The sequence below is a fragment of the Uliginosibacterium gangwonense DSM 18521 genome (genome assembly GCF_000373965.1).
Classification (GTDB): domain Bacteria; phylum Pseudomonadota; class Gammaproteobacteria; order Burkholderiales; family Rhodocyclaceae; genus Uliginosibacterium; species Uliginosibacterium gangwonense.
Map to the genome: position 1 here is coordinate 56,872 of NZ_KB892837.1, position 12,748 is coordinate 69,619.

Genomic DNA, 12,748 nt, shown 5'->3' on the forward strand with positions numbered 1-12,748 from the left:
AAAAGCCAGTACATAATTACGCCCACTCAGATATTTATCCATTTTCTATCCATTCACTTTTGGGAGCCAGTATGAACCCGACCACCTCTGCAGCCTGGAGCGCCTTGAGCACCCAAGCCCAAGCGCTAAAGACCACCCATCTGCGTGACATCTTCCAGAAAGACCCCACCCGCGCCCAACGCCTGACGGCCAAGGCCTGTGGCATCTATCTGGATTACTCCAAGAACCGCGTCACCGACGAGGTACTGGCCCAACTCTTCAAGCTGGCTGAAGACTGCAAGGTTCAGGATCACATCAAGGCAATGTTTGCGGGCGAGAAGATCAACAACACCGAAAAGCGTGCTGTGTTGCACACCGCATTGCGTAATCTGGGCGAAACCCCGGTCAAGGTGGATGGTCAGGATGTGATTCCCGCTGTGCGTGAAGTCCGCGCCCGCACCTACGCATTCGCCAAGCGCGTGCGTAGCGGCGAATGGCTGGGTTTCACAGGCAAGACGATTACCGATGTGGTCAACATCGGTATCGGTGGCTCAGACCTTGGGCCGCTAATGGTCGTGGAAGCACTCAAGCCCCTGGCCGATGGCCCCCGTCTGCACTTCGTTTCCAACGTCGACAGCCTGCATCTTAAGCAAACGCTCAAGTCACTTGATCCGGAACGCACACTGTTCATCGTTGCGTCCAAGACCTTCACCACGATTGAAACCCTGACCAACGCCCGCTCTGCACGTGAATGGCTGCTGGAAGCCGCCAAGGGTGACAAGTCTGCAATCGCCCGTCATTTCGTCGCTGTATCGACGAACAAGGAGAAAGTGTCCGAGTTCGGTATCGATCTGGACAACATGTTCGGCTTCTGGGATTGGGTAGGCGGTCGCTACTCCCTGTGGTCCGCCATCGGCCTACCCATCATTGTAGCTTTCGGCCCGGATCGCTTTGATGAATTGCTGGCTGGCGCCTACGAGATGGACCAACACTTCCAAACCGCCCCGCTGACGCAAAATCTGCCAGTGCTGCTGGGGCTGTTGGGCGTCTGGTATGTGGACTTCCTGGGCTCCAGCTCCCACGTCATTGCTCCGTACAATCAAACCCTGCACCGCCTGCCGGCCTTCCTGCAACAATTGGATATGGAATCCAACGGCAAAGGGGTACGCGCAGATGGCAGCAGCGTAGAGTACGCCACCGGCCCGGTCATCTGGGGTGAGCCCGGCATCAACGGCCAACATGCCTATTTCCAGCTCCTGCACCAAGGCACCCACCTGATCCCAGTCGACTTCATCCTGGCACTGGCACAACCCGGCCAAGTTGATCCGCACCGCAAGACGCTCATCGCCAGTTGCCTGGCCCAAGCTTCAGCGCTCATGAACGGCAAAACGGAAGCTGAGGTTCAAGCAGAAATGCGCGCCAAGGGTAGCTCAGAAGCTCAGATCGCTGAACTTTTGCCGCACCGCGTCTTCAAGGGTAACCGCCCCAGTAGCACCATGCTGCTTGATGAGTTGTCGCCACGCTCGCTGGGCGCCTTGATTGCGCTGTACGAACACAAGGTATTTGTCCAAGGTTCCGTGTGGGGGGTAAACTCCTTTGACCAGTGGGGTGTTGAGCTGGGCAAGCAATTGGCCACCGGCATTGAGCAGCGTCTGGGTGGCAATGCTACAGAGCCCGCCTACGATGCCTCGACCGAAGCCCTGATCCGTTACGTGCGCAACGCCAAGCCCTAATGATCCTTTCTGCCGTTCGTAGTCGAGAGTTCCTGCTGGAGCAGATTCGTTATGCTCTGGGTTTTTACCATCCGCGGGCTCTCGACCGCAGCGGCGGTTTCTTCCAGCACTTCAACGAGGATGGCTCCATCGCTGATCCCCGTGCCCGTCACCTTGCCAGTAGTGCCCGTTTCGTCTGTAACTACGCGGTAGCGGCGCGCTGGTTCAAGGATGTACACTACCGAGAAGCCGCCGAGCATGGTTTGCGTTTCATTGAACAGGCACACCGCGATCCACGCAACAGCACCTATGCCTGGGAAATCAACTGGCAGGATGGTTCGCGTGAAGTCGTCAACGCCACCACTTACTGCTACGGCCTTGCGCTAACGCTGCAAGCCTACGCCCAAGCACTCCAGGCGGGTATCAAGGAAGCAGCCAAACCTCTGCGAGATGTGTTCAAGCTGATGAATGAACATTTCTGGGATGCTGCAGCTGGACTCTATGCCGACGATGCGGATGCCAACTGGAAGGTTTCCCCGTATCGTGGGCAGAATGCCAATCTGCATGCCTGCGAAGCACTCTTGGCCGCCTACGAGGCAACCTCAGACTATGCATATCTGGAACGCGCCCAGGAACTGGCCTACAACATCACCGTTGGGCGGGCCTCCCTCGCCAACGGCCTGATCTGGGAGCACTACCACGCTGATTGGACGCCGGACTGGAACTATAACCGGGACCGCCAAGGCTTGGCGCAGCGCCCCTGGGGCTATCAACCAGGGCATCACGTTCAATGGGCACGCCTGCTCCTGATCCTGGAGCGCCACCGCAATCTGCCTTGGTTGGCTCTGCGTGCCGAGGCGCTGTTTGACGAAGCCGTCAACAATGCCTGGGATGAAGAATTCGGCGGGCTTCAGGCTGCCTTTGCACCGGACAAAACCATTTGCGACCAGGACAAGTATTACTGGGTGCAGGCTGAAGCCATCGCTTCCGCAGCACTGATTGCCATGCGCAAGGGCAAGGAGGAATACTGGATCTGGTATGAGCGCATCTGGAAATACTGCCAGCAATACTTCCTCAACGCTCAGCAAGGGACCTGGCATCGTGTCTTGTCACGTGACAACAAGCACTACACAGCCAGTAGCCTGTCGGCGCTGAAAACCGACTTCCACCTCATCCACGCCTGCAACGAGGTCATCAACCGCCTGAATCAGGAATAGCTTCTGGCAATTTGATGGAGGCATAAACATCCTGATTCAGCAGCAAGCACAAGTCTTGCTAGACTCGGTGCACGACCCATCACGGGGGAACTCATCGTGCAAGCTCCTACAGATGTCAATCGCCCTGTCCTCCAGGCCAATGCACTAGCTGCCCCAACGCTTGACCTCAACCACCCCTGGCGCGTCAGCCTTTCAAGCGAAATCCACTCCCGCCCATTCATGGATATCGCGGCACCAGTTGAAGTTTCTCATCTGGCGATCCTCTGTGACGCAGATATCGAGCGTCACCACACGCTGTTGGCTTCGCTCTGTCAGCACTTTGGTGTGGCGCCGCCAGAAAAAGGACACCAGAATTTCAGCCACGATTTTGGTGACTTCCAGCTCAAGTGGGAAAACCATACCGAGTTTTCCAGCTATACCCTTGCCCGATCCAGTAATCCCAAGGGGCCGTTTTCTGACCCTCCCCACCGATACCTTCCGCAATCCTGGCTACAACAGCTAGCCGGACTACTGATGGTGGCGACTCATCTGCATGTTGAAAAACATGATGGGCAAACCACCGATCAAGAGATGCTGCGCCAGTTTTTCACAGGACAAGTCATCTCCGGCAGTCTTTCGGTTGGGGCCAGAGCCGAAGTTTGGTCGGACTTCCGCATCCAGGCGGATGGTTTTTCGCGCTTTCTTGTTCGGGACAAGAACCTGTTGCACATGCAAACAGGGCGCTTGGCACAGCGTCTGGTAGAAATTGAGACCTACCATACGATCGCCCTGCTGGGTTTTCCCACCGCACAAGTTCATCAACCCAAAATTCGTGAGATCGAGGCTGCGCTCAGTAGCCTGACACAGCAAATGGAATCAGTCGCCACCCCGGATGAAGAACATCTGCTTATGCAGAACCTCATCGCCCTGGCAGCACGGGTGGAAACGATGAGCCAAGCCAGCGGAAATCGTTTTGCTGCGGTGCAGGCCTATTGGCACATCGTACAGGCACGCATTGCAGATATCCGGGAACAACGTATTGAGGGCTACCCTACCATCGCCGAATTCATGGATCGCCGTCTGGCCCCGGCAATTGAATTTTGTCACGCAGTCGATATCCGCCAGAATCACTTAGCCGATCGTATCGCCCACGCCAGTGATCTACTACGAACGCGTGTCAGCATCAGCCAGGAACGGCAAAACTCGGCCATTCTTGCATCTTTGAACCGCCGCGCCAGCGCTCAGCTCAGGCTTCAACAGGCAGTTGAGGGCTTCTCAACTGTGGCCATCACCTATTACCTGATGGGGCTGATCGGTTATCTTGCCAAAGGGTTCAAAATCCTCGGCCTGGGGGTCAATCCAGAACTGGTCAGCGCGGCTTCAATACCGATCGTTGCCATCGCTACCTGGATTGGCGTTCGCCGCCTGCGCCATTCCTTGAGTTCCAGAGCACTTAACGAGCACCTTTAGTTCCAGAAGTACGACGACCTATGAATTTGCTGTAGCGGGGGCTGCGTTCTGGTTTCGCTCATAGACCCGACGCAGCCGTTCCCGGCTATTCGTCAAATGCATGCGCATGGCCGCCCGAGCCGCCTCTGGTTCCCGACGAGCGATAGCATCCAGAATATCTGCATGCTCCCGGTTGGTACGGGTCAGGTAATCGCTGCTGGGTTCTTCGGAAAGTTGTGACGTATCCAGGCGGGTGCGAGGAATTGTAGTTGTGCCAAGGTGGCGATAGAAATCCTCAAAGTACTTGTTGTGGGTGGCCAAAGCAATCTGTAAATGAAACTGGAAATCAGCTTCAACTGATTTTCCCCCTTGCATCAGCTCCTGCTCAAATTCATTGACCGCATTGCGCATCTGCACAAGGTGCTCGTCCTTGCGGCGCAAGGCTGCCAGCCCTGCCGCCTCGGTCTCCAGACTGATGCGCAATTCCAGCATATCCAATACGTCACGCAAGGTCACCACGGCCAAAAGCTCACCCGCAGAAGGCACAGGAGCCAATACAAAGGAGCCGATACCGTGTCGTGTTTCAACCAAGCCTGCCGCCTGCAATCGGGAAATGGCTTCGCGTACCACGGTGCGGCTGACACCATGCTGGGCCATCACCTCAGGCTCAGTAGGCAAACGTTGCCCTGGTTCATAGCCACCATTGCGGATCTGCTCGGCCAGTGTGTCCATAAGATCCTGGGCAAGACTACGCCCAGGCTTGCGTCGCGCTGTGACAATTGGAGAGTCATTCATAATGATAAATAAGGGTAAACGCTTAGTTTCAAATAGTGACGCTCTGATTATAGTGGATACCAAGACATACGACGACATATGAGTCAGAACAATCAATCGCTGGCAAACATGTCGCAAAAAACGATAACCATTGCGCTGAAGAAGTTCTTTCATTCACGAACAAAACTTCCGCATCAGCGCAGGAGACACGAATGCAGGCCAATTCTACCATCGCCAACCGGGCTAATACTCCGGCAGTGCTAGAGATGCAAGTTATTCCCGTCGCCGGGCATGACAGCATGTTGTTCAACCTTTGTGGTGCGCACGCCCCATACTTTACCCGCAACCTCGTATTGTTGAAGGATAGCGCAGGCAACACTGGCATCGGTGAAGTGCCGGGCGGAGAAGGTATTCGGCAGGCGCTGGAGCGCTCCCGCGAGCTGGTGATTGGCAAGACCATTGGCAGCTATAACAGCATATTGAACAGCATCCGCAGCACTTTTGTGAGTGGCCGGGCAGCCAATCAGGCCACCGTGCACAAGGTGACTTCCGAGTCCGAAGCGCGCGTACTCAAGCAACCGCATGAAATCAACCTGCGCATGGACAACGTGATCACCGCCGTTGAAGCAGCGCTGCTTGATTTGCTCGGCCAACACCTTGGCGTACCGGTATGCGAGCTGCTTGGCACGGGCAAGCAACGCAATGCCGTCCGCATGCTAAGCTATCTGTTCTATATTGGTGATCGCACCAAGACAGACCTGCCCTATCTGGCAAATCGCAATGCCAGTCACGAGTGGTATCGCCTGCGTCATGAAGAGGCAACCAGCGTAGAAGGCATCATACGACTGGCGGAAGCCTCCGCCGACTACTACGGTTTTACCGACTACAAACTCAAGGGCGGCGTCATGCGGCCTGAAGAAGAAATTGAGGCTGTGGCCGCCATCAAGAATTGCTTTCCCCATGCCCGTGTGACATTGGACCCCAATGCAGCATGGTCGCTGGCAGAAGCAATTGCAGCGTGCAAGGGTCAGAACCATGTATTGAGCTATGCGGAAGACCCTTGCGGGCCAGAAGCCGGTTATTCCGGCCGTGAAATCATGGCCGAATTCAAACGTGCCACCGGCATTCCTACTGCCACCAACATGGTTGCCACTGACTGGCGCCAATTGAATCACTCTCTCAAGCTGGATTCAGTCGACATTCCCCTGGCCGATCCACACTTCTGGACCATGCAAGGTTCTGTACGTGTGGCGCAGATGTGTGACGAATTCGGACTGACCTGGGGATCTCACTCGAACAACCATTTCGATGTCTCGCTTGCCATGTTCACCCACGCAGCGGCAGCAGCCCCAGGCGAGATTACCGCCATTGACACACATTGGATCTGGCAGGAAGGCCAGGAGCGCCTCACCCGTGAGCCGTTGCGCATCATCAACGGATTGGTGCAGGTGCCAGAGAAACCTGGCTTGGGGGTTGAACCCGACATGGATCGCATCCTGGCAGCCAATGAACTGTACAAGAAGGTGGGCAGCAACGCACGCGACGATGCCATTGCGATGCAATACCTGACCCCAGGCTGGAAGTACGATCCCAAGCAACCCAGCATCGGACGCAAGTAAGCAACTGGAAATGACGCTGGTATGGCGTCAACATAATTGCCTAGGAGGACACAGTGAATTCCACACAAACCCGCGTCAGCGGCGCACCGCGCATCACCGAGTTGCAAGTCGTTCCGGTTGCCGGACAAGACAGCATGTTGCTCAACCTCTCCGGCGCACACGGCCCTTACTTCACGCGCAATATTGTTATTCTGCGCGACAGTGCTGGTAATACCGGTTTGGGAGAAGTGCCGGGCGGCGAAAAGATTCGTCAGACCATTGAAGATGCACGTCCCCTGATTGTGGGCAAAACGCTTGGCGAGTACAACAATATTCTCAATGCCATGCGCAAGGCATTTGCCGATCGTGATACCGGCGGGCGCGGTCTACAAACCTTCGATCTGCGCACAACGATCCATGCCGTTACCGCCGTAGAATCCGCCCTGCTCGACTTGCTTGGTCAGTTCATGAACGTGCCCGTTGCCTCACTATTAGGCGAAGGCATGCAACGTGAAGCGGTGGAGATACTCGGCTACCTCTTTTACGTTGGCGACCGTAACAAAACCACCCTGAACTACCGCAGTGAACCGAATGCTGATAACGCATGGTTCCAACTGCGCAACGAAGAAGCCCTGACGCCAGAAAAAATAGTACGTCTGGCTGAGGCCTCTCGCCAACGCTACGGTTTCAATGATTTCAAGCTCAAGGGTGGCGTGCTGGCTGGCGCAGAGGAAATGGAAGCCATCATCGCACTGCATGAACGCTTCCCCCAGGCCCGTATCACCCTCGACCCCAACGGAGCCTGGTCGCTTGCTGAAGCCATCGAACTGTGCCGCGACAAGCACGGCATACTCGCCTATGCTGAAGACCCTACCGGTGCTGAAAATGGTTACTCCGGCCGCGAAGTCATGGCAGAGTTCCGCCGTGCCACGGGTCTGCCAACCGCTACCAACATGATTGCCACTGACTGGCGCCAAATGGCCCACTCGGTACAACTGCAATCCGTGGATATCCCCTTGGCCGACCCGCATTTCTGGACCATGCAAGGGTCGGTACGTGTGGCTCAGCTTTGCCAGATGTTCGGCTTGACCTGGGGTTCGCACTCGAACAACCACTTTGACATATCGCTGGCAATGTTCACCCACGTGGGTGCTGCAGCGCCGGGCAAAGTCACCGCTATCGACACACATTGGATCTGGCAGGATGGTCAACGCCTGACCAAAGACCCTTATGTGATCAAAGACGGCCTGATCCGTGTACCCAACAAACCCGGCCTGGGCTTGGAAATCGATATGGCCGAATTGGAAAAAGCACATCAGGCTTACAAAAACATGGGGCTCGGTGCCCGGGATGATGCAGCAGCCATGCAGTTCCTGATCCCCGGCTGGACCTTCAACAACAAACGTCCGTGTCTGGTGCGCTGAGCGCCATGCCTTAAGGATATACATTATGAATGATACTCAAAACCCAGTGCCATACACGGCATTCCCAAACCAGTTCAAACGTGATCTGCTTGCGGGCAAACAGCTGATCGGCTGCTGGAGCGCTCTGGGAAGCCCGATCACCACAGAGATTCTCGGTCTAGCGGGCTTCGACTGGATTTTGCTTGACGGAGAGCACGCGCCGAACGATGTACTGTCTTTCATCCCCCAACTGATGGCGCTCAAGGATAGTCCAAGCGCCCCCGTTGTACGCCCGGCATGGAATGACACGGTACTGATCAAGCGTTTGCTGGATATCGGTTTCTACAATTTCCTGGTGCCCTTTGTGGAGTCGGCTGAAGACGCACTACGTGCCGTAGCCGCTACGCGCTACCCTGGCGGAGGCGTGCGAGGCGTATCGGTAGCACACCGCAGCAACCGATATGGCACCGTGAAAAATTACCAACAGATCATCAACGAAAACATTGCGGTAATGGTGCAGATCGAAAATCGTACAGCGGTCGCCAATATCGACGCAATCGCAGCGGTGGACGGCGTTGACTGTCTCTTCGTCGGCCCCTCTGATCTGGCCGCAGGCTTGGGGCATTTGGGTAATGCCCAGCACCCTGAAGTGCAACAGGCGATTGCCCATGTATTTGCCCGTGCCAAAGCCGCAGGCAAGCCCAGCGGCATACTGGCTCCAGTGGAGGCAGAAGCCCGCAGTTACTTGGAAATGGGCGCCAGTTTTGTGGCCGTCGGCAGCGACTTAGGGGTATTCCGCAGTGCTACGCAGGCATTGCGAGACAAGTATCTGTAACACGATAAGATATATCAACTTCCCTCTAGCAGCCTGAAACAGGCTGCATTGAAAATACTAGGAGAGTCGTAAATGAGCAAGATCGGTTTTGTTGGGCTGGGCATCATGGGTACGCCGATGGCAGGGCACCTGATCAAAGCGGGCCATGAAGTCCATCTTTACAGCATTCCAAAGATTCCCGAATCACTGATTGCCGAAGGCGGCAAAGCTTGCAAATCGGGCACGGAAGTCGCACAAAATGCAGAAATCATCTTCATCATGGTGCCAGACACTCCCCACGTTGCTGATGCACTGTTCGGCGAAAACGGCATTGCCGCGGGCCTGAGCAAAGGCAAGATCGTCGTGGATATGAGTTCGATTTCGCCAATCGAAACCAAAGAATTTGCCAAGAAAATCTGTGCACTGGATTGCGAATATCTGGACGCACCAGTGTCCGGCGGCCAAGTTGGAGCGGTTGCGGGAAGCCTCTCGATCATGGTGGGTGGCAAGGAAGAGATCTTCAACAAGGTTCTGCCACTATTCCAACTCATGGGCAAAAACATTACCTTGGTGGGCGGTTATGGTGACGGGCAGACCGCCAAGGTAGCCAACCAGATGATTGTGGCATTGACCATTGAAGCCGTAGGTGAGGCACTGCTGTTTGCCTCCAAGGCAGGTGCGGATCCGGCAAAGGTGCGCCAAGCATTGATGGGTGGTTTTGCTTCATCCCGTATTCTGGAAGTACATGGCGAACGCATGGTCAAGCGTACTTTTGATCCGGGCTTCCGCATTGAATTGCACCAGAAGGACCTGAACCTCGCATTAAGTTCCGCCCGTAAGCTCGGTGTCGCCCTGCCCAATACGGCAACTTGCCAAGAGCTATTCAATACATGTGCGGCCCACGGCGGCAGTGCTTGGGATCACTCTGGCATGGTCAAGGCCCTGGAATTGATGGCTAATTTCGAAATCGGCCAAAAATCCTGATCTACAGCCAGGGAAGGTTTCCTCATGCATATTGATCCGAAATCCGTGCTGCGGGCAATGTTCGATGCAGCCATCGAATCAGCGCAACCTGCACACTGCATTCCGCGTTATCTGCCAAAACCAGGCAAAGGACGCTTGATTGTAATCGGTGCAGGCAAGGCTTCAGCAGCGATGGCTCAGGCTGTGGAAGCGAACTGGAAAGGGCCGCTGGAAGGCTTGGTTGTTACCCGTTATGGATACGCCGTTCCCTGCTCGCGGATCGAGATCATTGAGGCGGCCCACCCTGTGCCCGACGAGGCGGGTATTCATGCCGCCGAACGCATTCTTGCCCTCGTCAGCCAGCTACAAGCAGAAGACACCGTGTTGTGTCTGATTTCGGGCGGTGGTTCAGCCCTCCTGGCTGCTCCACTGCCGGGTATCACGCTGGCGGATAAACAAGCTATCAACAAGGCGCTGCTTGTATCTGGGGCAAACATTGGTGAAATGAATTGCGTGCGCCGCCATCTCTCCGCCGTCAAGGGTGGGCGCCTCGCACGCGCCTGTCATCCAGCCAAAGTGATCACCCTGCTGATCTCAGACGTCCCTGGTGATGTGCCAAGCGATATCGCCTCTGGCCCCACTGTGGCCGACATCACGACCTGCGAAGACGCCTTGGCAATCCTCAAGCGGTACGAGATAGACGTACCTGAGCATGTCCGTTCGATACTGATGTCAGGACAGGGAGAATCAATCAAACCCAACGACCCATGTTTTCAGCATAACGAGGTGCATCTCATCGCCACACCTCAAGCGGCACTGGAAGCTGCTGCAGTTGTGGCCCAGCAGGCTGGCATCACTACGCATATACTGGGCGACTCCATCGAGGGGGAAGCCAAGGATGTCGGCAAAGTCATGGCGGGCCTGGCTCGCCAAATTGCTTTGCGCAAGCAACCCTTTACCACCCCATGCGTACTGCTCTCCGGCGGTGAAACAACCGTAACAGTACGGGGCCAGGGGCGTGGTGGGCGCAATGTGGAATTCCTGCTCTCACTGGGTGTATCACTCAACGGATTGCCCGGTGTTTATGGGCTGGCAGGTGATACCGATGGGGTGGATGGCATGGAAGAAATTGCCGGGGCCTATCTGACTCCAGACTCCCTTGAGCGTGCCTGGGCACACGGGATGAACCCGCGTGACAGCCTTGACAATAATGACGGGCATAGTTTTTTCAGCGCATTGGGTGACTCTGTCATCACGGGGCCAACGCTCACCAATGTCAATGATTTCAGGGCGGTACTGGTACTTGATGCCCCTGCCCTCTCGTACTGAGCAATACATAAAAAAGACACCAAAAAAACAAGGTGTTTGCCACACAAGAGTATCTGTTGCGTAGTCAATACCAAATACATTGACGACGTTCCGACACCCGATAGTCAGGTCATCTGATTATGGGGCTGTCAGCAAATCTTGAGGAGACAAAGATGGAAACAAGCACTGCGATGTTGGCGCAAAAGAAAACCAACGTAAGGTGGATGATCGTAGCCGTTCTATTCATGATCACCGCCATCAACTATGCAGACCGGGCAACCATATCTCTGGCAGGACCAGAAATGGCAAAGGAATTGAAGTTCAACTCGGTAACGATGGGGTACATATTTTCCGCATTCGGTTGGTCGTATGTGATTGCACAATTACCGGGGGGCTGGCTGCTCGACAAGTTCGGGTCAAAAATAATTTATTCTTTTAGTATTTTCTTCTGGTCACTTTTCACACTGCTGACTGGCACGGTCGGCTTCCTCAGTGGCTTGTCTGCCGTGGTGCTGTTATTTGCGCTGCGTTTTTTTGTCGGTGCTTCTGAAGCCCCCTCCTTTCCGGCTAATAGCCGTATTGTAGCGGCTTGGTTCCCTAAAGATGAAAGAGGAACCGCCTCCGCCATCTTCAACTCTGCACAATACGCAGCCACGGTAATTTTTGCGCCGCTGATGGGATGGCTGATCCATACATTCTCATGGCATTATGTATTCACCGTCATGGGTGTACTTGGCATTCTGTTTGTATTCGTCTGGAACAAGATGATCTACGATCCGAAAGATCATCCGATGGCCAATGATGAAGAAGTGGCCTACATTGAGGAAGGCGGCGGCTTGGTCAGCATGGATATGCACATGAAGTCCGGGGCCCCCACAGAAGGCCCCAAACTTCAATATGTCGGCCAGCTGCTCAAGAACAGAATGATGGTAGGCATCTATCTCGCCCAATACTGTATCAATGCACTGACCTACTTCTTCATTACATGGTTCCCGGTTTATCTGGTCAAAGAAAAGCACATGACCATCCTGAAGGCTGGGTTTGTTGCAGCAATTCCTGCCGTATGCGGTTTCATCGGTGGCGTACTCGGTGGGGTTCTTTCGGATGCGATGCTTCGGCGCGGTTACTCTCTGACCGTAGCACGTAAAACTCCCATTGTATTGGGCATGCTGCTGTCTATGACAATGGTGTTCTGCAACTATGTTGAACTTGAGTCTGCAGTCATCTTCTTCATGGCGTTGGCGTTCTTCGGCAAAGGTATTGGCGCCCTGGGCTGGGCCGTGAACTCGGATACGGCACCGAAGCAGATTGCTGGTCTTTCCGGTGGTTTGCTGAATGTTTGCGGCAATATTTCAAGTATCACCACCCCGATTGCCATCGGGTATATCATCGAATCCACAGGCTCGTTTAACGGAGCCTTGGTCTATGTTGGCGTACATGCCTTCATCGCCATGGCCTGTTACCTTTTCGTAGTCGGCGAAATCAAGCGTGTAGAATTGAAGTAAGCCCACATGTTGCGGCATGTCTTGATGGCATGCCGCGATATTTTCTG

10 protein-coding genes are annotated in these 12,748 nt (G+C 54.9%); 9 read left to right on the top strand and 1 reads right to left on the bottom strand.

The genetic code is table 11. The features are described from left to right. Positions 1-71: 71 nt before the first annotated feature. The 3 genes from pgi (at position 72) to B145_RS24680 (ending at position 4,357) form a co-directional block, all read left to right on the top strand. Positions 72-1,712 carry a glucose-6-phosphate isomerase gene (pgi, locus tag B145_RS0106815; RefSeq protein WP_018606135.1) on the top strand — a complete coding sequence of 547 codons (1,641 nt, stop codon included), beginning with the start codon at positions 72-74 and terminating at the stop codon, positions 1,710-1,712. Next, the gene (locus B145_RS24675) at positions 1,712-2,908 is read left to right on the top strand and encodes an AGE family epimerase/isomerase (RefSeq protein ID WP_018606136.1); all 1,197 of its coding nucleotides are present in this window, start codon (positions 1,712-1,714) and stop codon (positions 2,906-2,908) included. Before pgi ends, B145_RS24675 begins: the two co-directional genes overlap by 1 nt. Before the next feature lie 96 nt (positions 2,909-3,004). Further along, positions 3,005-4,357 (top strand): DUF3422 family protein, encoded by a 1,353-nt coding sequence (locus B145_RS24680; protein ID WP_083917650.1) that lies wholly within the window; start codon positions 3,005-3,007, stop codon positions 4,355-4,357. Positions 4,358-4,375: 18 nt separating this feature from the next. On the opposite strand, the gene B145_RS0106830 is transcribed toward B145_RS24680, so the two are convergent. Further along, entirely contained in the window at positions 4,376-5,131 is a 756-nt protein-coding gene (locus B145_RS0106830; protein ID WP_018606142.1) for a FadR/GntR family transcriptional regulator, read from the bottom strand. 191 nt (positions 5,132-5,322) lie between these two features. On the opposite strand from B145_RS0106830, the gene B145_RS0106835 reads away from it, so the two are divergent. From B145_RS0106835 to B145_RS0106860, 6 genes are all read left to right on the top strand, one after another. Continuing rightward, positions 5,323-6,729, top strand: coding sequence for an enolase C-terminal domain-like protein (locus tag B145_RS0106835; RefSeq protein ID WP_018606144.1), 1,407 nt, complete (start codon positions 5,323-5,325; stop codon positions 6,727-6,729). A gap of 53 nt (positions 6,730-6,782) precedes the next feature. Further along, the gene (gene gudD, locus B145_RS0106840; RefSeq protein ID WP_018606146.1) at positions 6,783-8,132 is read left to right on the top strand and encodes a glucarate dehydratase; all 1,350 of its coding nucleotides are present in this window, start codon (positions 6,783-6,785) and stop codon (positions 8,130-8,132) included. A gap of 25 nt (positions 8,133-8,157) precedes the next feature. Then, on the top strand, positions 8,158-8,946 hold the full coding sequence (garL, locus tag B145_RS0106845; protein WP_018606148.1) for a 2-dehydro-3-deoxyglucarate aldolase: 789 nt from the start codon (positions 8,158-8,160) through the stop codon (positions 8,944-8,946). A 72-nt stretch (positions 8,947-9,018) separates the two neighbouring features. Further along, positions 9,019-9,909 carry a 2-hydroxy-3-oxopropionate reductase gene (gene glxR / locus B145_RS0106850; RefSeq protein ID WP_018606150.1) on the top strand — a complete coding sequence of 297 codons (891 nt, stop codon included), beginning with the start codon at positions 9,019-9,021 and terminating at the stop codon, positions 9,907-9,909. A 24-nt stretch (positions 9,910-9,933) separates the two neighbouring features. Then, on the top strand, positions 9,934-11,217 hold the full coding sequence (locus tag B145_RS0106855; RefSeq protein WP_018606153.1) for a glycerate kinase type-2 family protein: 1,284 nt from the start codon (positions 9,934-9,936) through the stop codon (positions 11,215-11,217). A gap of 152 nt (positions 11,218-11,369) precedes the next feature. After that, a complete protein-coding gene (locus tag B145_RS0106860; RefSeq protein ID WP_018606155.1) occupies positions 11,370-12,701 on the top strand; it encodes an MFS transporter in 1,332 nt (443 codons plus the stop codon). Positions 12,702-12,748: the final 47 nt, after the last annotated feature.